Origin of the sequence: Trinickia dinghuensis, assembly GCF_003367175.1 — a bacterium.
Taxonomy (GTDB): Bacteria; Pseudomonadota; Gammaproteobacteria; order Burkholderiales; family Burkholderiaceae; genus Trinickia; species Trinickia dinghuensis.
Genome location: NZ_QRGA01000008.1, coordinates 297,951 through 315,891, shown reverse-complemented (window position 1 = coordinate 315,891; position 17,941 = coordinate 297,951). Strand labels below are relative to the sequence as shown.

General features: G+C 62.3%; 18 protein-coding genes. 7 read left to right on the top strand and 11 right to left on the bottom strand.

Annotation, left to right across the window (positions count from 1 at the left end; all coding sequences use genetic code 11):
- Positions 1–235 precede the first annotated feature (235 nt).
- The 4 genes from hemP to DWV00_RS16080 all read right to left on the bottom strand — a co-directional run bounded on the left by hemP (position 236) and on the right by DWV00_RS16080 (position 2,784).
- Positions 236–499: a hemin uptake protein HemP gene (gene hemP, locus DWV00_RS16095; RefSeq protein ID WP_115534571.1), complete on the bottom strand. Its 264-nt coding sequence runs from the start codon at positions 497–499 to the stop codon at positions 236–238.
- 213 nt (positions 500–712) lie between these two features.
- The gene (locus DWV00_RS16090) at positions 713–1,195 is read right to left on the bottom strand and encodes an SRPBCC family protein (RefSeq protein ID WP_115534570.1); all 483 of its coding nucleotides are present in this window, start codon (positions 1,193–1,195) and stop codon (positions 713–715) included.
- A gap of 39 nt (positions 1,196–1,234) precedes the next feature.
- The gene (locus DWV00_RS16085; RefSeq protein ID WP_115534569.1) at positions 1,235–1,660 is read right to left on the bottom strand and encodes an OsmC family protein; all 426 of its coding nucleotides are present in this window, start codon (positions 1,658–1,660) and stop codon (positions 1,235–1,237) included.
- A 251-nt stretch (positions 1,661–1,911) separates the two neighbouring features.
- Positions 1,912–2,784 carry a pirin family protein gene (locus tag DWV00_RS16080; protein ID WP_115534568.1) on the bottom strand — a complete coding sequence of 291 codons (873 nt, stop codon included), beginning with the start codon at positions 2,782–2,784 and terminating at the stop codon, positions 1,912–1,914.
- Between the two features lie 126 nt (positions 2,785–2,910).
- On the opposite strand from DWV00_RS16080, the gene DWV00_RS16075 reads away from it, so the two are divergent.
- Complete coding sequence (locus DWV00_RS16075) at positions 2,911–3,915, top strand: LysR family transcriptional regulator (protein WP_115534567.1); 1,005 nt, start codon at positions 2,911–2,913, stop codon at positions 3,913–3,915.
- Between the two features lie 428 nt (positions 3,916–4,343).
- On the opposite strand, the gene DWV00_RS16070 is transcribed toward DWV00_RS16075, so the two are convergent.
- The 7 genes from DWV00_RS16070 to DWV00_RS16040 all read right to left on the bottom strand — a co-directional run bounded on the left by DWV00_RS16070 (position 4,344) and on the right by DWV00_RS16040 (position 10,094).
- Positions 4,344–4,763, bottom strand: coding sequence for an ExbD/TolR family protein (locus DWV00_RS16070; protein ID WP_115534566.1), 420 nt, complete (start codon positions 4,761–4,763; stop codon positions 4,344–4,346).
- A gap of 17 nt (positions 4,764–4,780) precedes the next feature.
- The gene (locus tag DWV00_RS16065) at positions 4,781–5,509 is read right to left on the bottom strand and encodes a MotA/TolQ/ExbB proton channel family protein (RefSeq protein ID WP_115534565.1); all 729 of its coding nucleotides are present in this window, start codon (positions 5,507–5,509) and stop codon (positions 4,781–4,783) included.
- Between the two features lie 33 nt (positions 5,510–5,542).
- Positions 5,543–6,373 (bottom strand): energy transducer TonB, encoded by an 831-nt coding sequence (locus DWV00_RS16060; protein ID WP_245964902.1) that lies wholly within the window; start codon positions 6,371–6,373, stop codon positions 5,543–5,545.
- Positions 6,374–6,550: 177 nt separating this feature from the next.
- Positions 6,551–6,793, bottom strand: coding sequence for a (2Fe-2S)-binding protein (locus DWV00_RS16055; RefSeq protein ID WP_115534563.1), 243 nt, complete (start codon positions 6,791–6,793; stop codon positions 6,551–6,553).
- 161 nt (positions 6,794–6,954) lie between these two features.
- Positions 6,955–7,857, bottom strand: coding sequence for a glutamate racemase (gene murI, locus DWV00_RS16050; protein WP_115534674.1), 903 nt, complete (start codon positions 7,855–7,857; stop codon positions 6,955–6,957).
- A 48-nt stretch (positions 7,858–7,905) separates the two neighbouring features.
- Positions 7,906–8,388, bottom strand: coding sequence for a bacterioferritin (gene bfr, locus DWV00_RS16045; RefSeq protein ID WP_115534673.1), 483 nt, complete (start codon positions 8,386–8,388; stop codon positions 7,906–7,908).
- 170 nt (positions 8,389–8,558) lie between these two features.
- Positions 8,559–10,094 (bottom strand): fumarate hydratase, encoded by a 1,536-nt coding sequence (locus DWV00_RS16040; RefSeq protein WP_115534562.1) that lies wholly within the window; start codon positions 10,092–10,094, stop codon positions 8,559–8,561.
- 448 nt (positions 10,095–10,542) lie between these two features.
- Between DWV00_RS16040 and acs the strand changes: the two genes are divergently transcribed.
- From acs to DWV00_RS16010, 6 genes are all read left to right on the top strand, one after another.
- Positions 10,543–12,525: an acetate--CoA ligase gene (acs, locus tag DWV00_RS16035; RefSeq protein WP_115534561.1), complete on the top strand. Its 1,983-nt coding sequence runs from the start codon at positions 10,543–10,545 to the stop codon at positions 12,523–12,525.
- Positions 12,526–12,663: 138 nt separating this feature from the next.
- On the top strand, positions 12,664–13,023 hold the full coding sequence (locus DWV00_RS16030; protein ID WP_115534560.1) for a DUF4212 domain-containing protein: 360 nt from the start codon (positions 12,664–12,666) through the stop codon (positions 13,021–13,023).
- Complete coding sequence (locus DWV00_RS16025) at positions 13,020–15,038, top strand: sodium:solute symporter family protein (protein WP_115534559.1); 2,019 nt, start codon at positions 13,020–13,022, stop codon at positions 15,036–15,038. Before DWV00_RS16030 ends, DWV00_RS16025 begins: the two co-directional genes overlap by 4 nt.
- A gap of 454 nt (positions 15,039–15,492) precedes the next feature.
- Entirely contained in the window at positions 15,493–16,005 is a 513-nt protein-coding gene (locus DWV00_RS16020) for a gamma-glutamylcyclotransferase (RefSeq protein WP_115534558.1), read from the top strand.
- A 54-nt stretch (positions 16,006–16,059) separates the two neighbouring features.
- Positions 16,060–17,262, top strand: a complete 1,203-nt coding sequence (locus tag DWV00_RS16015; protein ID WP_115534557.1) for a pyridoxal phosphate-dependent aminotransferase — start codon at positions 16,060–16,062, stop codon at positions 17,260–17,262.
- 63 nt (positions 17,263–17,325) lie between these two features.
- Positions 17,326–17,928, top strand: a complete 603-nt coding sequence (locus DWV00_RS16010; protein WP_115534556.1) for a LysE family translocator — start codon at positions 17,326–17,328, stop codon at positions 17,926–17,928.
- The last annotated feature ends 13 nt before the right edge of the window (positions 17,929–17,941 follow it).

Here is a 17,941-nt window from a genome sequence, read left to right as displayed (position 1 = left end):
TGCTGGATGCCGGCAGCGTTCTCCGGCATTTCAGAAGACGGAAGCGCAACTCAGAAGCTCAGCTTAGAAGCGAAGCGAGATAGGGGCGGAAAGGGGCGTTGAAAAAAACGGCATGGCTGGCTGCAACGTCGCTAAAGAGGGGGCACGCAGGGGTCTAGACTCACGTGCTTAACGTTGCGCTGGCTACTGCCTAACACCTCTCTTGGAGGTGGTCCCCACAATACACGGTGCCGACTTACTTCGTCAGGATCAGCTTTCCTAGACGGGTTTCGCGCAACTGGTATCGCTCGCCGTTGTGAGCGATGAAAATATGACTGCGCCCTTGCAATAAATGATCGCTCGACAGCGTGCGCTCGATCGCGCCGTCGCTGCCTTCCGCCTGCGTACCGGCGCGGCGTGTAGCCACCGCAGCGGTGGCCGCGTCTTTCGAACGGGAGCTAGCTAAGGAACTCATGGACGTTCTCAACGTGAGCGCAGGCTGGCGTGTGGGTTCACTCATGCTTGGGGGTATCGGTTATTCGATTCGATAAGACGAATTATAAATGAGAATCATTATCGATTGTAAAAAACAAATTCATTGAGATATGGCACCGATAGGGCGCAGCCATCGTGGAGCCGATGGCCGCCTTTAGGGTTCCGCGTCGCGTTGCGGCGCACAGAGCAACGCGGCAGCAGGGCCGCTGACGTGTCCCCAACCGACCGCGCACTCAGGTCAATGAAGCGGGTCCGGCTGCTTCGGATGGCGTGCATATTCGCGGATGAGCCGCACGGTATCGATGTCGGCCTCGCGATAGGCCGACTTCACGATCTCGCTCGTTTGGCGGTCGTCCTCGGTGTCGGGCGTGGGGAGCGTCGTCGCGTACTCGAACCGCAGAAAAAGCTGGAGTGCGTCGGGCTGCTCGATCGTCATCGTGAGCGTCCCGCCCACATAGGATTCCGTTGCGAGGATGTCATAGCGCACGGTTTCGTGCGGAATCAGCGTCACACGATCGCGTACGGTCGCATGGCCGTAGTGCAATTCGCGTTCGAGCGTGTCGGCCGTGCGCGAGAGGATCGTGCAGCTGTCGAGGCCCAGCACGAAAAGCTGCGGCTGTTCGGCGCGCAGCACGAGTCCTTCCCATAGCTGGGTGCGCGTGAGCGTTTCCGCGAGCGGGTTCAGCGGATCGTTGACCTGGACGAGATGTTCGAAATTCAAGGGGCATTCCTTCGGCTTCAAGTGCGGCGGTCGGGTACTTTACGCCTCGTCGGGCGTGGCCGGCAACGTTGCGACGAGCCCCGTGTTGATCGCGATCGGACGCGTCAGTATCTTGTGGACGGGACACGCGTTCGCCACTTGCAGCAACCGCTCGCGGTGCTCGTCGGTGAGTTCGCCGTGCAAGACGATCTTGCGGTCGATCGTCGAGCCTTGGTCGCCAGTGTGCATCGAGAGCGATACTTGCACGTCATCGAGCGGCCAGCCTTTGCGCTGCGCATACATTTTCAACGTAATGGACGTGCATGCCCCTAATCCGGAAAGCAAGAGCGATACCGGAGTGGGAGCGCGGTCGCCGCCGCCGAGCGATTCCGGTTCGTCGGCGTGCCACAAGTGATGGGCACCGTCGTCGAACGTGACTTGAAAGTTGGTTGCGCCGATGGATGCCGTAACAACGCGCTCGCTCATGCCTATCCTCCTGGTTGGGGCGCCGGGCTGCCCGCGAGCGCCGTGATGGCGCAGCGGGCGGCGGCAGCTGAGCGGCTATTGTGACGCAATTCGCCCACACCCGTCGCGCGGATCGGCGGGCGGGGGATCGGAACCTGCGCTCCTGCTTCGACGAGCCCCAACGAGCTTTTGGAGGCGCTTGGAGTAGCCTCAACGAGTCTTGGCGAGCTTTTCGACGAGCCTCGTCGAACTTCGAAACGCCTCAACGATCCTCAACGAGCGATTTCGCCCATCCGCCCGGCTTGATAGTCGACGATCGCTTGCCGGATCTCATCCTCCGTATTCATCACGAACGGGCCATGCCGCACGATCGGTTCGTTCAGCGGCACGCCGCCGATGAGCAGGACTTCGAGCGGCTCGGTGCCGGCCGTCAGCGTGACGGCGTCGCCGTCGTCGCCGAAGATCACCATGCGCTGCGCGCCGATTTCGCGCTGCTCGTCGCCGTACCGTCCCGCGCCGCTCAGCGCATAAGCGAAGACGCGATAGTCGCGCGGTACCGGCTGCACGATCGATGCACCGGGTTCGAGCGAGAAGTGCTGATACAGAATCGGCGTGCGTGTTTCGATCGCCGCCTTGACGCCGAGCGCTTCACCCGCGATGACTTTGACGCGTACCTTGCCGTCTTCGGTCGAGGCGATCGGGATACGCTCCGAGGGAATCTCCTGGTAGCGCGGCGCGATCATCTTGTCGCGGCGCGGGAGATTCACCCATAGCTGCAGCCCGTGTACGCGCCCGCCGGCGCGAGCGAATTCGGGATCGGGCATTTCACTGTGGACGACGCCCGCGCCGGCCGTCATCCATTGCACGTCGCCGGGGCGAAGCACACCGGAATGGCCTGCCGAATCCTCATGCGCGAAGCGGCCCGCGAGGGCATAGGTCACCGTTTCGAAACCGCGATGCGGGTGATCGGGCGCGCCCTTGGCCTGACCGGGCGCATAGTCGACGGGGCCCATTTCGTCGAGCAGCAAGAATGGATCGAAGTCCATTAACATTCGGGTCGGGAACGGACGATGGACGACGAAGCCGCCACCCTCCACGGTGCGGACGGCGGCGATCGTGTTGCGAATCGTGCGGGACGTAGTCATGAGCAGAACCTCGGAAGGACGCGGTGTGTGCGTCGCGTAAGAATGTGAGGTCTATTATATGGACGGGCCCGGGCCCCTTTTAGCCGTCCAAAGAGCAATGGATTGTCCTACCGTTGGAACGATGAGATGCAACTCGACTCGCAGAATCTGAATGACTTGATGTACTTCGCGCAGGTGGTCGAATACGGTGGCTTTTCTGCTGCCGAGCGCGTGCTCGGCGTGTCGAAGTCGCGATTGTCGCGGCGCGTGGCCGAACTCGAAACCTCGCTCGGTGTGCGATTGTTGCAGCGATCGACGCGCAAGCTCGCGCTGACCGAAGCGGGCGAGCGCTTCTTTCAGCACTGCAAAGTGATGCTCGCCGAGGCGCAGGCTGCGATGAATGCGGTGCAGGAACTGCGCTCCGCGCCGCGCGGAACCGTGCGTGTCAGCGTACCCGTGACGGTATCGCAGACGCTCCTTTCGGGCATCCTCTCCGAATTCCTGCTGCGTTACCCTGAGGTGCGGGTCTCGATTCGTGTGACCAATCGTGTGATCGATCTCTATGAAGACTCGGTCGACGTCGCGCTTCGCGTGCGCTCCGATCCTCCGGACAACGCGAATATCGTCATGCGTCCGCTATGGCGCACGGAGCAGATGCTCGTCGGTGCGCCGAGCCTGCTCGCGCAAAACGCGCCGCCTGTCACGCCCGCCGATCTCAATCGCTTTCAGACGCTCGATACGCCGAGCTTCGACGGCCGGCACGTCTTTCATTTGACCGCGCCCGATGGGCACAAGCACGTTCACGAGCATGAACCACGCCTCGTGACGGCCGATTTGGCGACGATACGCGAAGCGGTGCTCGAAGGCGTGGGGATCGCGGCATTGCCCGAGATGATGTACGGCGCCTCGTTGCGCGCGGGGTTGCTGTCGCCCGTCATGCCCGGGTGGACGTTGCCGACGCCGCAACTTTCGGCTGCTTTCATATCGCGTCAGGGCATGGTGCCGGCCGTGCGCGCATTCGTCGATTTTCTCGTCGAGAAGCTCGACGTGGCGAACCATACGATGATGGAATGCCCGACGAAAGAGCAGGTGAAAGCGCTGCAAACGGCGAACACGGCCGTGCCCGCGGCGGTGGCCGATACGGTACGTTGACGCGGGTGGCCCCTGCCATTGAGGGGCGGCTCAATACGGGGCGGCTCAATATGTGAGCCGGTGCGCGAGCAAGCGAATCGCTTTTGCCATTTGAAGCCGCCGGGACGATCGGTAGATTCAATGGCCGGTGTCTTGAAGCACCGAGCGCTGGGGCCTATAGTGAAGTGCCTTTCGCGTTGGGGCGTCCAGCGCGAAAACAAAACGGCTGCTCTTATAGCAAGCCGGATAGGGCTGAAAGCGTGGTTCGTGCAAAGCACGGCGATCGCATGTGGTGCTCGAACCAGTCCGATGGGATGTGAGCCCGCCGCCCGAAGGCGCCGTGTGCGCACGAAAAAAGGCCCTTATCGCCCGATAAGGGCCTTTTACTATGGGCAGAAGCGATGTGGCCGCGGCCCGAACTACCCGATACGCCCGTGACGCCGAGAGCGCTAGCGCGGACGTGGTTCGGTAACGAATCCGATCTGCGTCAGCCCGCTTTCCTGGGCCGCCGACATGACGTCGGCGACACGCTCGTAGGGCACTTTGCGATCGGCGCGCAATCGCAACTGAGGCTGCGGATTCGCCTTCGCCGCGCGTTCCAGCGCCGCATGCAAGCCCGCATCGTCGATGTTCGTGCCATCCCAGGCGAGCGTGCCGTCGGCCCGCACCGCCACGTCCACATGCGGGGGCTTGATGTCTTGCTGCTGACTGCCGACGTGCGGCAGATCGAGCTTGATCGCGTGCTCGATAGCGGGAATCGCAATGAGAAAAACGATTAGGAGTACCAACATAACGTCGATCAGCGGCGTCATGTTGATTTCGCCTATCAGCCCTTCGTCCGCTTCGTCGTCGAATAGCGATATCGCCATGTTTCGCTCCCGATCGATTAGCTTGCGCGCGTTGCCACGCGCAGCGTCGGATTCGCCGCCGGCGCGACGCGCGCTCCCGTGACGAAATAGGCGTGCAGGCTATGCGCGAACCGGCGCAGGCTGCCCACGATCGCGCGGTTCGAGCGCGTGAGTGCGTTGTAGCCGAGTACCGCCGGCACGGCGACGACGAGGCCGAATGCCGTCATGATCAGCGCTTCGCCGATTGGGCCCGCGATGCGGTCGATCGATGCTTGACCGCTTTCGCCGATGGCGATCAGCGCGTGATAAATGCCCCATACGGTGCCGAACAATCCGACGAAAGGCGCGGTACCGCCGATCGATGCCAGGACGGCGAGCCCTCGCTGCATGCGCGCGATGCCGTCGTCCATCGTGTCTTTCAGGCAACGCGTGATCCAATCCGACACGTCTAGCCGGTCATGCAGATGCGGACGCGTGCGTTGATGGTGGTCTGCCGCTTCCTGGCCCGACAAGGCGAGCGCGAGGAACGGATTGCGCTCGCGAGCCGGCAGCGCCTGAGCCAATGCATCGATGCCGTGCGAGAAATCGTCGGAATGCCAGAACTGCCGTTCGGCGTTTTTCGTCAGCCTCCCGAGGCGGACGATGTTCCAGCCCTTGATGACGATGACCGTCCACGACAGCACCGACATCGTCAGCAGCGTGAGTGCAATGGCGCGCGTGACGAGATCGCCTTGAGCCCAAGCATGGGCCAGACCGTAGCTTTGCATAGGTACGTCCTTTTCTTTTTGGTAAATAGGCGTTCAGTCGTCGTCGAGCCCGAACTTGAACGCTTGCGTGTAGGAAACGCGGATAGGTGAGCCGTTTTCAACGAAAGGCTGGCACGTGCTTTGGCGCAGCGCCGCGATGGCGGCATCGTCGAGCCGCGCGAAACCGCTGCTCTTGACGAGCGTGACTGTTTCGACGGCGCCGGTCGTGCCGATGACGAATCGCACTGTGGCCGTACCCGTTTCCTCGCGGCGCCGCGAGAGTTCGGGGTAGTCCGGTTTGACGATGTGGCAATCGGCATGCTCGACGTGCTTCGGTGCCGCGATCGCCATCGTTTCGGGCGCGGCGGGTGCCTTTGATGACGATGCGCCGGTCGCGGCGGCAGCCGTCTGCGTTGCGGTAGTTGGCGCGCTTGTGCTTGCGGTTGCCTGGCTCGGCGGCGCCGGAGACACGGCCGGGGCGGGTGCCGGGGCGATCGACCGGGTCGCTGCGGGCACCGGCACGCGCGGGTGCGGCGCAGGTGGTTTTGGCGCGCTCACATGCGGCCGAACGGGCTCGGTATGGGCCGGCTTGGCCGGCGGTTGAGGCGCCGATTGCACGGCCACGGGGGGCGCGTCGGATTGCGGACTGAGCAGTTGGGCGACGATGGCCGTCGACTGAACGGGGCGCGGAGCCGGCGCACTATTGGACGTCAGGAAAACGGCGATGAGCACGGCATGAGCGAGTGCTACGCCGAGCAAAGCGGGGACGATACGCGAACGCGACATGCCGAGCGGTGCTGCCGGGCGGGCGCCGGCCACGACGGAAGACGAGGCTTGCATGTTAGCGTGAATCTGAGGCGGCGCTGCGAGCGCGTTGAGTGACACGATGCCGCTTCATGAGCGGCAGACCAGCACGGAGATACACAGGGTCGCAACGAAACCAATGAGCAGTTCCATCTCGGGCTCCTCGAGCAAAACGAGCGGCTGCTGGCTGAAGCGAACTGGCGTGCCGACGAAAAAAGCGGGTAAGGGCGAATAATTCGGGCGAATGACGCCGGAAACTTAGGCGGCCTTGCGTTCGTAGAAGGTCACGTGCATCGGCTGCGACGGGATGTGCCGCTCGACGCCGCATTGGCTTTCACAGACACCGCACTGGGCCATGACATCGCGCACGGACTCTTCGCATTTGCCACAGCAGGTGGCAACGCCGAGTTCGAACTGCAACTCATCGAACGTGTCCGCCCCCTCCGCGATGGCAGCGCGGATCTTGCGGTCGGAAACGGACTTGCACACGCAGACGATCATGACTGAAGAGAAACCAGAACGTTAATGCGAACTATTATCATTACGTTTCGTGAGCTTGGCAAGCGGAGTGTCTTATTTTTTGTAACAAGCGAGCAGCGGTGGTCGTGCCCCTTATCGGGATAGAGGCGAAGCGGATCGGCCGCGCACGGCGGGCCGTTGGCTCAAGCGGCGTGAGAGCGGCCCGGCGCCGTGCCGCACGACGCCGTGATCGATACCCGTTCGACGGGAACATCGAGGCCGAGCAGCGTCGACGCGAGCGTGCGCATGTGAGCGCCTTCGTCGGTCGAGCAAAGCCGTGGCTGCGCGGGCTGCCCGTCGGCCGGCGCACGCAGGCCGCTCGCCTCCAGCACGCGTTCGAGTTGGCGCGCGATGGCCACGCTCGTATCGACGAGGGCAAGGCGCCCGGCGGCAATCTCGCGGATCGCGGCATCGAGAAACGGGTAGTGCGTGCAACCGAGCACGAGCGTATCGGCACCGGCCGCGAGCATCGGATCGATGTAGCGCGCGAGCAGGGCGCGCACGTCGATCGTGTCGATTTCGCATCGCTCCACCGCTTCCACGAGCCCGTGGCCCGGTTGGCAAATGAATTGGCAATCGGCCGCGTAGCGTTCGATCAACGACCGGAACCGTTCGCTGCGAAGCGTGACCTGCGTGGCGAGCACCCCCGCGATCCGCGACTTCGACAGGCCGGCCGCGGGCTTGATGCCGGGCTCCACCCCAATGATCGGGATCGACAGCCGGCCGCGCGCGAGCGCGATCGATTCGGCTGTCGCTGTGTTGCATGCGACGACGAGCGCCTTCGCCCCTTGCGAGACGAGCCATTCTCCGATTGCCAGCGTGCGCGCCGAGATGAACGCGTTATCGCGCAGCCCATAGGGCGCATGTAGCGAATCGGCGACGTAAAGCAGCGCCTCACCGGGCAACTGCGCCCGGATCGCACGCAGCACCGATAGCCCGCCCAGCCCCGAATCGAAGATGCCGATGGGTGCGGGATTGCCGCCCGGCGACGAGGGCGCCGTCGAAGGCTCGGATTCGGGCAAGGACACGTCGTGCAGTGCGATCATGGCCGGCAAGAGGAGAGGCGAGAGGAGCGAGCGGGCAGCGTCGAACGATCAGGAGTCGGAGGGCGAGCCCATTGCAGATTGCTGATAGTTCTGGATCCCGATCTTGTCGATGAGATCGAGCTGCGTTTCGAGCCAATCGATGTGCTCTTCGGTATCGTCGAGGATCGTCGAGAAGATGCCTCGCGAAACGTAATCTTGCACCGACTCGCAATAGGCGATCGCCTCTTTGCAGGTGGCTTGCGAGCCCTGCTCGAGCTTCAGGTCGCATTCGAGGATCTCTTTCGTTTCCTCGCCGATCAGCAGCTTGTGCAAGTCTTGCAGGTTGGGCAGGCCGTCGAGCATGAAGACGCGTTCGATCAGCATATCGGCGTGCTTCATTTCGCCGATCGATTCGTCGTACTCGTGCTTGCCGAGCTTGTCGAGGCCCCAATGCTTGTACATCCGTGCGTGCAGGAAGTACTGGTTGATCGCCGTGAGCTCGTTCTTGAGCTGTGCGTTCAAGTATTCGATGACCTTCTTGTCGCCTTGCATTTTGATTCCTTCTTCGTGGGGCATTGAACGCAAACGATAAACGCTGAAAGCGCAAAAGCCAAGGCTTCGAGCCCAATATCAGCTGTTCGGCGGAGGCTTGCCCATCGTTCGTCCCATAGAAAAAGCCGGACACGCGGCCCGGCTTTCATCGCTGCGAACCTAGCGCGGCTTTAGGCCGTCACGACGGGCAGCTTGCCGATCTTGGCTTGCCATTCCTTCGGTCCCGTCTGATGAACCGACGTGCCCGTCGAATCGACGGCCACCGTCACCGGCATATCCGAGACGTCGAATTCGTAGATCGCTTCCATGCCCAGATCTTCGAACGCGAGCACCTTAGCACCGCGAATCGCCTTCGACACGAGATAGGCGGCACCGCCGACGGCCATCAGGTAAGCCGCCTTGTGCTGCTTGATCGCCTCGATCGCGACCGGGCCGCGCTCGGCCTTGCCGATCATCGAAATGAGGCCCGTTTGCGCGAGCATCGTCTCGGTGAATTTATCCATGCGGGTGGCCGTGGTCGGGCCGGCCGGGCCGACGACTTCGTCGCGCACCGGATCCACGGGGCCGACGTAATAGATCACACGGTTCGTGAAATCGACGGGCAGCTTTTCGCCCTTGGCGAGCATGTCGGCGATGCGCTTGTGCGCAGCGTCGCGGCCCGTGAGCATCTTGCCCGAGAGCAGCAGCGTTTGGCCCGGCTTCCAGCTAGCAACTTCCTCGGGCGTGAGCGTGTTCAGATCGACCCGCTTGCTCGTCTCCGTGTTCGGCTCCCACTGCACCTTCGGCCATGCGTCGAGCGAGGGCGCTTCGAGATGGGCCGCGCCCGAGCCGTCCAGCGTGAAGTGCGCATGGCGTGTGGCCGCGCAGTTCGGGATGATCGCGACCGGCTTGGACGCCGCGTGCGTGGCCGTAGCCATGATCTTGACGTCGAGCACGGTGGCCAGGCCGCCGAGCCCTTGCGCGCCGATACCGAGCGCATTCACCTTTTCGTGCAGCTCGATGCGCAGCGCTTCGATCCAGTCGCGCGGGCCGCGGGCGATGATGTCCTGGATGTCGATCGGATCCATCAGCGATTCCTTCGCCATCAGCATCGCCTTCTCGGCGGTGCCGCCGATGCCGATGCCGAGCATGCCCGGCGGGCACCAGCCGGCGCCCATCGTCGGCACGGTCTTCAGGATCCAGTCGACGATCGAGTCGGACGGGTTGAGCATCGCGAACTTCGATTTGTTCTCGGAGCCGCCGCCCTTGGCCGCGACCTGCACGTCGACTTTATCGCCGGGCACGACTTCGTAGTGGATGACGGCCGGCGTATTGTCCTTCGTGTTCTTGCGCGCGCCTTCGGGCGGATTCACGATCGATGCGCGCAGAACGTTGTCGGGGTTCAGATAGCCGCGGCGCACGCCTTCGTTGACCATGTCGGTGACGCTCATCGTCGCCGGGCCGCTTTCGCTGCCCCAGCGCACGTCCATGCCGATCTTCAGGAAGATGGTGACGATGCCCGTGTCTTGGCAGATCGGCCGGCGGCCCTCGGCGCACATGCGGCTATTCGTCAGAATTTGCGCGATCGCGTCTTTCGCGGCCGGGCTTTCCTCGAGCTCGTACGCGCGGCCGAGGGCCTGAATGTAGTCGAGCGGATGGTAGTAGCTGATGTACTGCAGTGCGTCGGCGACGCTCTGGATGAGGTCTTCCTGTTTGATGACTGTCATGGCTGAAGGCTGTGGGGACGGAGCGGCAAGTCGAAAACGTATGCGCAAAGACGCGCGCGAAAAAAATCGCGCTATTGTACCGCGCGTGCCGAGCGGGCGTCGGGAGCGCCGGGCTGGGCAACTCGCCGATAACAGCGTAAACCCGAATGCGATGAAGAAGCGCATGCAGGTTCGGCTAGCATTGTAGAGGGCCGTATGCTGTCGCATGAACCCGGGGCGCCGCGCCGAGAGAACGAGATCGAACGAACGAACGGCCAATGCAATGGCGCACCATGTAAGAACCCGGTAAGTTGATGGCGGTACTGTGCAACGGCTATTGCGAACGCGATGGGTCGCGCCCGTCGTTGTTGCAATGCGGCATTCCATACGTCCTCGCGCGGCTTTGCGCTCTATGTGCGCGGCCGGCGCGCCGGATTCGAGTTTCATCTTGTCCATAAGGGAGTAGTCGATGTCTGCGATTGAATCGGTTCTTCACGAAGGCCGTGTATTCCCGCCGTCCGCGGAAGCGGTGGCCGGAGCGACGATTTCGGGAATGGACGCATATCGGGCGCTCATGGCGGAGGCCGAGCGGGATTACGAGGGCTTTTGGGCCAAGCTGGCGAAGGAGACGCTCTCCTGGCGCAAGCCGTTCACGAAAGTGCTCGACGAGTCCAACGCGCCGTTTTACAAGTGGTTCGAAGACGGCGAGCTGAACGCGTCGTACAACTGTCTCGACCGCCACGTCGAGGCCGGCAACGGCGATCGCACGGCCTTGATCTTCGAGACCGACGACGGTACCTCGACGAACATCACCTATAAGGATTTGCTCGGCCGCGTTTGCCGCTTCGCGAATGCGCTGAAGCGGCGCGGGGTGAAGAAGGGCGATCGCGTCGTCATCTATATGCCGATGTCGGTCGAGGGTGTCGTCGCGATGCAGGCCTGCGCCCGCATCGGCGCGCCGCACTCGGTCGTGTTCGGCGGCTTCTCGTCGAAATCGCTGAACGAGCGGCTCGTCGACGTCGGCGCGGTCGCGCTCGTGACGGCCGACGAGCAAATGCGCGGCGGCAAGGCGCTGCCGCTCAAGAACATCGCCGACGAAGCATTGGCCATGGGCGGATGCGAAGCCGTCAAGAGCGTGTTCGTCTATCGCCGCACCGGCGGGAGCGTCCAATGGGACGCATCGCGCGATCTGTGGATGAACGAGGCCGCCGGGAAAGAGGCCGATACATGCGAGCCCGAGTGGCTGAGCGCCGAGCATCCGCTGTTCGTGCTGTACACGTCCGGCTCGACGGGCAAGCCCAAGGGCGTCCAGCACAGCACGGGCGGGTATCTGCTGTGGGCCGCGCAGACGATCAAATGGACGTTCGACTGGAAGCCTTCGGACGTGTTCTGGTGCACGGCCGACATCGGCTGGGTCACGGGCCACAGCTACATCACGTACGGGCCGCTCGCGCTCGGCGCGACGCAAGTCGTGTTCGAGGGCGTGCCGACCTACCCGAACGGCGGCCGCTTCTGGAGCATGATCGAGAAGCACAAGGTCAGCGTCTTCTATACGGCGCCGACGGCCATCCGTTCACTGATCAAGATCGCCGAAGCCGATTCGAAGGTGCATCCGAAGAGCTATGACTTGTCGAGCCTGCGGATCATCGGGACGGTCGGCGAGCCGATCAATCCCGAAGCCTGGGTCTGGTATCACGAGAACGTGGGCGGCAAGCGTTGCCCTGTCGTGGATACGTGGTGGCAGACCGAGACGGGCGGCCATATGATTTCGCCGTTGCCGGGCGCGACGCCGCTCGTGCCGGGCTCGTGCACGCTGCCGCTGCCGGGCATCATGGCCGCGGTGGTCGATGAGACGGGGCAGGACGTGCCGAACGGGCAGGGCGGCATTCTCGTCGTGAAGCGTCCGTGGCCGGCGATGCTGCGTACCGTGTGGGGCGATCCCGAGCGCTTCAAGAAGAGCTATTTCCCCGCCGAGCTGGGCGGCAAGCTGTACCTCGCCGGCGACGGCGCGGTGCGCGACAAGGACACGGGCTACTTCACGATCATGGGCCGTATCGACGACGTGCTCAACGTATCGGGCCACCGGCTCGGGACGATGGAGATCGAATCGGCGCTGGTGTCGAATCCGATCGTGGCCGAAGCGGCCGTGGTGGGCCGGCCCGACGAGACGACGGGCGAAGCCGTCGTGGCGTTCGTCGTGCTGAAGCGCTCGCGCCCCGAAGGCGAGGAAGCGGAGAAGCTCGCCAATGAGCTGCGTGCTTGGGTCGCCAAGGAGATCGGGCCGATCGCCAAGCCGAAGGACGTGCGTTTCGGCGACAACCTGCCGAAGACGCGTTCGGGCAAGATCATGCGGCGCCTGCTGCGCTCGTTGGCTAAGGGCGAGGCGATTACCCAAGACGTCTCGACGCTCGAGAATCCCGCGATCCTCGAACAGCTCGCACAGGTGCGTTGACGGCCGTTGCGTCACGCTCGCCACCGGCATTGGGCGAGTGCGGCGCGCGGCATCTTCGCCTCTTTGAGCGGCGCCTTCCGAAGGGGCGGCGCGGACAATCCCAATTGCCCGCGCCGTCCCTTTTTGATAAATAGGCGCATGGCCGCGCCACGTGCTCTCGATCCCGTCGCTCAACGCTCGCTCGAACCGCCTCCGGTTTCGAGTGCGATGGCGCTCGCGCATCGCCGCTACTGGCGCTTCAATGTGACGTTGATCGGCGTGTTGATGCTGATCGGCTTCGTCCTCTCGTTCGTCGTGCCGCTCTTGGCGCGAAGATTATCGAGCGTGCGTGTGGCCGGGTTCAGGCTGCCGTTTTATATCGGCGCGCAGGGGGCGATCGTCGTCTACCTGCTTCTGATTGCGGTTTATATCTTTGCCATGGCGCGCGCCGATCGGCGCTTGCAACAGGCCGCCCAGGCCGACGCCGGGAGCGATGCCGTCCGCGAGGCGGCTCCATGACGCTTGTGAACCGGCTGGTTCGCGCGTATGTGCTCTATACGCTCGGCTTCTTTTTGTTCATCTATACGATGTGGCGGGTCGAGCGAGCGACGGGGCCAGGCGTCTGGGTCGGCTACGTCTTCTTGTTCGTGCCCATCGCCGTCTATGCCGTGATCGGCTTGCTGTCGCGCACCTCCGATCTCGTCGAATACTACGTGGCGGGACGGCGCGTGCCGGCTGCCTTCAACGGCATGGCGACGGCGGCCGATTGGCTGTCGGCGGCTTCGTTCATCGGGTTGGCCGGGTCGCTCTATGCCACGGGCTACGACGGACTCGCGTACCTGATGGGGTGGACCGGCGGGTATTGTCTAGTTGCATTCCTACTTGCACCTTACGTTCGCAAGCTCGCGCGCTACACGATCCCGGATTTTCTCGGCACGCGCTATTCGAGCAACGTGGTGCGCGGCATCGCCGCGGCGGCTGCGATCCTATGTTCGTTCGTTTATCTCGTCGCGCAGATTCAAGGCGTGGGGATCATTGCGACGCGCTTTATCGGTGTCGATTTCGCGATCGGCATTGCTTGCGGCTTGGCCGGCATTCTCGTCTGCTCGTTTCTCGGCGGCATGCGTGCGGTGACTTGGACTCAGGTTGCGCAGTACGTCATTCTCATCAGCGCGTTCTTGATTCCGGTATCGATGATCGCGCACAAGGACGGGCTCGGATGGGTGCCGCAGTTGACGTACGGCCGATTGATGGCGCGCATGGAGAAGCTCGATGCCGTCGTGCGCGATTCGCCGCAGGAGCAGCGCGTGCGCGTGTCGTATCGGGAGCGGGCAGCGCATATCGATGCGCAGATCGCCGCGTTGCCGGCCTCGTATATCGAGCAGAAAACGCATTTGATGCGTGAACTCGACGACTTGCGCCGTCACGATGGGCCGTTGCGCGACATCCATGAACGCGAGGCCGAGCTATCGGCGTTTCCGCGCGATGCGGCTGCTGCGCGCGTCGTCTGGACGCAGGCGCGCGACGATCTGCTTGCGCGGGCGACGGATCCCGTGCCGATGTACGAACCGTTTCCTGCTTCGAACGACGCAGAGCGGATGACGCACGAGCGCAATTTTCTGTCGCTGCTGCTGTGTTTGTCGCTGGGGACGGCGAGCTTGCCGCACATCTTGACGCGTTACAACACGACCACTTCGGTTAGCTCGGCGCGGCGTTCCGTTGCGTGGACGCTGTTTTTCGTGGCGCTGTTTTACGTCACCGTGCCGGTGCTGGCCGTCCTGATCAAGTATGAAGTGATGACGCACCTCGTTGGCCATTCGATGAACGATTGGCCAGCATGGGTGACGCAATGGCATCGCGCGGAGCCGGGCTTGATCGGGATCGATAGCAGCAGTGGAGACGGCATCATCCGATGGTCCGCGATTCGAATGCAGCCTGATGTGGTGGTGCTGGCCGCGCCGGAGATCGCGGGGCTGCCGTATGTGATTTCAGGGCTCGTTGCGTCGGGAGCGCTGGCGGCGGCGCTGTCGACGGCGGATGGGTTGCTGTTGACGATCGCCAACGCGCTGTCGCACGACATCTACTACCACATGATCGATCCTGCGGCGTCTAGCCAAAGGCGGGTCACGATTTCGAAGATCTTGCTGCTGGGCGTGGCGCTATTCGCTTCGTATGTGGCGTCGCTCAATACGGGGAATATTTTGTTTCTCGTGGGCGCGGCGTTTTCGTTGGCGGCTTCGAGCTTTTTTCCGGTGCTCGTATTAGGGGTGTTCTGGAAGCGGACGACCAGGCATGGGGCTGTTGCCGGGATGGTCGCCGGGCTGGGCGTGTGCGTGTATTACATCGTGTCGACTTATCCGTACTTTAGGGAACTGACAGGGTTTGTCGGGCCGCAATGGTTCGGGATCGAACCGATCAGTTCAGGCGTGTTCGGGGTGCCGGCAGGGTTCGTGGCGACGATCGTCGTGAGCTTGCTCGATCGGGTGCCCGATGCTTATACGAAGGCGCTCGTCGATTACATTCGGCACCCGTGAGAAGAGGGCGGGCGCGGCTCCGTCCTGTCTTGCGACATTGACTACCGGTGCGCCGCGATTAAGCGTTGTTTGCGTAGCCATGTTTCAAGTGGGGTGACTTGAATCATATGCTTTTATCGTCAACGACTCGAAGTCGGTTCCTTCCTTTTTTCGCGAAATCGTTTCCACAATAAATTATTATTCGCGACGTAAAAATTATTTGTTGGTGTAGCTGTCCCTAATGCATTAATTTTCGTCTTGGGCCGTGTGACGATGTTGCTATCGCCTCGTCAAAATCGTTTCGATCAAATAGAAAAATATCTCCTGAGAATGAATCTTTTCCCTTCGTCGATTGATCGGCGAAATTAAGAAAGCGCAGACAATCTGCGTATTGCATCCGCGCCTCGGCGATCCCTCGATCGTGATCGCCGAGGCGTCGCTTCGAATTCCATTTCGCTGAAACTGCGGAAATATCATGAGTGATGATGTGCGTGATTCGGTTTGGTATTTTGCTTACGGATCGAATATGGATCCTGCTCGCTTGATCGATGCTCGCCTCGTTCCAGCGGGGGCGGCTTGTTTCGAGCGCGTGCTGGGGCGGCTCGACGATTGGGCGTTGACGTTCGACAAGCCGTCGGCTTATTTCCCCGGCGCGGCAGCCGCGAATTTAACGGAAAGCGGCGGTGCGCATGTTTTCGGCATCCTAAACCGTATATCAGCGGACGGGCTCGATGTGCTCGACCATTATGAGAACGTCGCGAGCGGTCAGTATGAACGCGTTGTCGTGCGAGTTTTGCGTCCCGACAACGATGAATACGTCACCGCGACCACGTATGTTGCTCGCAATAACCTCGACTCACAGCTGAAACCGCGCGCCGCGTATCTCGGTCATCTTCTCGCCGGACACGACATTCTTCCCGCGGCCTACGTCGAGCAACTCAAGTCGCTTCCGGTATGTGCTGAAGCCGAAGATCGTTTGCCGGCGTGAGCGCCGTGCGTTAGCAAGTTCGTTCAACTGTTAACCGTTTCACCCAGGATTCCCATGTCATTTCTAGCCGAACGTTTGTCTTCCGTGAAACCGTCCGCGACGCTCGCCATTACTCAGAAGGCGCGCGTTCTCCGCGCGGAGGGCGTCGATGTGATGTCGTTGTCGACGGGGGAGCCCGATTTCGATACGCCCGACAACATCAAGGAAGCCGCGATCGCAGCAATTCGGCGCGGGGAGACCAAGTACACGACGTCGGCGGGCATTCCCGAGTTGCGGGAGGCGATCGTGCATAAGTTCGAACGCGAAAACGGCCTGATCTACAAGCCGTCGCAGACGATCGTGAGCACCGGGGCCAAGCACGTGATTTTCAACGCGTTGCTGGCGACGCTCGGGCCGGGTGACGAAGTCCTCATTCCAAGCCCTTACTGGGTTTCGTACCCGGAAATGGTGTCCCTGTGCGGCGGTACGCCGGTCGCGGTGCCTACCCACAAGCGTCATGCATACAAACTGCAGGCGGAAGACCTCGATCGCGCGATTACGCCGCGTACCAAATGGATCATTCTCAACTCGCCGTCGAACCCGTCGGGCGCTGCGTACACGCGTGACGAACTGAAGGCGCTGACCGATGTTCTGGTCCGCCATCCGCACGTATGGATTCTCACGGACGATATGTACGAGCACCTCGTCTACGACGATTTCGAGTTCGTGACGCCGGCACAGATCGAACCGTTGCTGTACGACCGCACCTTGACGATGAACGGCGTGTCGAAGGCCTACGCGATGACCGGTTGGCGGGTTGGTTATGCCGCCGGCCCCAAGGTGTTGATCGACGCGATGGACCTGATCCAAGGCCAGCAAACGTCGGGCACGTGCTCGATCGCGCAGTGGGCTGCGGTTGAAGCGCTGAATGGCCCGCAGAGCCATCTTCCTCAATTCAGGAAGGCGTTCAAGGCGCGTCGCGACCTCGTGATCGGGCTGCTCAATCGGACGCCGCATCTGCAGTGCGGCACGCCGGAAGGGGCGTTCTACGTTTATCCGTCATGCGAAGGGGCAATTGGCAAGCGCACGCCGAAAGGCAAGCTGATCGCCACCGACGAGGACTTCGTCACGGCGCTGCTCGAGGACGAGGCGGTGGCCACCGTGCATGGCAGCGCATTCGGTACCGGTCCGAATTTCCGGATCTCGTACGCGACGTCGACGCAAGTGCTCGAAGAAGCTTGCGGCCGCATCTATCGGTTTTGCGCCACCCTGCGGTGAGCGTTTCCAACGCTGCTGCGGTTTCCCGCGCGGCATCCGGCATCCAATGAGAACAACCACAACATGATAAGTCCCCCCGCAATCGCCGTCGTGCCGCTGGCGACGTACTACATGATCATGTCCATTACGCCCGGGCCCAACAACGTGATGTTGACGACCTCCGGTGCCACCTTCGGCTTCGGCAGGACGTTGCCGCACGTGAGCGGCATCGTCTCCGGCTGCGCACTCCAAACGTTCTTGCTCTGCATCGGCTTCGGCGTCGTATTCGTTTACTTCCCTTGGCTTCAGGGCGTGCTGAAATGGTGCGGCGCGGCTTACCTGATTTATCTCGCGTACAAGCTCGTTGGCGCGAGAGTTGCGAAGGCCAAGGCGGTAGCGAAGCCGCTGACCTTTTTCGATGCCGCGTTCTTCCAGGTCGTCAATCCCAAGGCATGGGTTAAGGCGATCACGACCGCCACGTTGTTCCTTCCGCCGGGAACGTCGGCTTGGGCGGCAGGCGTTCGGATTTTCACGATTTGCGCGCTGGTGAATTTCGTGTCCGGCTCGATCTGGACGTCGTTCGGCGTGGGGATCGGCAAGCTATTGACGAACGAGTTCCGGCTGAGCGTGTTCAACGCGGCCATGGCGCTGCTGTTGATCGGGACGGCCATCATCGTAGTTGTCTGAAGCGGGCGGCCGT

What these genes read in the sequence shown, in the direction of transcription:
- hemP (WP_115534571.1), bottom strand. Translation starts at nt 499, where the DNA reads ATGAGTGAACCCACACGCCAGCCTGCGCTCACGTTGAGAACGTCCATG.
- DWV00_RS16085 (WP_115534569.1), bottom strand. Translation starts at nt 1,660, where the DNA reads ATGAGCGAGCGCGTTGTTACGGCATCCATCGGCGCAACCAACTTTCAA.
- DWV00_RS16080 (WP_115534568.1), bottom strand. Translation starts at nt 2,784, where the DNA reads ATGACTACGTCCCGCACGATTCGCAACACGATCGCCGCCGTCCGCACC.
- DWV00_RS16075 (WP_115534567.1), top strand. Translation starts at nt 2,911, where the DNA reads ATGCAACTCGACTCGCAGAATCTGAATGACTTGATGTACTTCGCGCAG.
- DWV00_RS16070 (WP_115534566.1), bottom strand. Translation starts at nt 4,763, where the DNA reads ATGGCGATATCGCTATTCGACGACGAAGCGGACGAAGGGCTGATAGGC.
- DWV00_RS16065 (WP_115534565.1), bottom strand. Translation starts at nt 5,509, where the DNA reads ATGCAAAGCTACGGTCTGGCCCATGCTTGGGCTCAAGGCGATCTCGTC.
- DWV00_RS16055 (WP_115534563.1), bottom strand. Translation starts at nt 6,793, where the DNA reads ATGATCGTCTGCGTGTGCAAGTCCGTTTCCGACCGCAAGATCCGCGCT.
- murI (WP_115534674.1), bottom strand. Translation starts at nt 7,857, where the DNA reads ATGATCGCACTGCACGACGTGTCCTTGCCCGAATCCGAGCCTTCGACG.
- bfr (WP_115534673.1), bottom strand. Translation starts at nt 8,388, where the DNA reads ATGCAAGGCGACAAGAAGGTCATCGAATACTTGAACGCACAGCTCAAG.
- DWV00_RS16040 (WP_115534562.1), bottom strand. Translation starts at nt 10,094, where the DNA reads ATGACAGTCATCAAACAGGAAGACCTCATCCAGAGCGTCGCCGACGCA.
- acs (WP_115534561.1), top strand. Translation starts at nt 10,543, where the DNA reads ATGTCTGCGATTGAATCGGTTCTTCACGAAGGCCGTGTATTCCCGCCG.
- DWV00_RS16030 (WP_115534560.1), top strand. Translation starts at nt 12,664, where the DNA reads ATGGCCGCGCCACGTGCTCTCGATCCCGTCGCTCAACGCTCGCTCGAA.
- DWV00_RS16025 (WP_115534559.1), top strand. Translation starts at nt 13,020, where the DNA reads ATGACGCTTGTGAACCGGCTGGTTCGCGCGTATGTGCTCTATACGCTC.
- DWV00_RS16020 (WP_115534558.1), top strand. Translation starts at nt 15,493, where the DNA reads ATGAGTGATGATGTGCGTGATTCGGTTTGGTATTTTGCTTACGGATCG.
- DWV00_RS16015 (WP_115534557.1), top strand. Translation starts at nt 16,060, where the DNA reads ATGTCATTTCTAGCCGAACGTTTGTCTTCCGTGAAACCGTCCGCGACG.
- DWV00_RS16010 (WP_115534556.1), top strand. Translation starts at nt 17,326, where the DNA reads ATGATAAGTCCCCCCGCAATCGCCGTCGTGCCGCTGGCGACGTACTAC.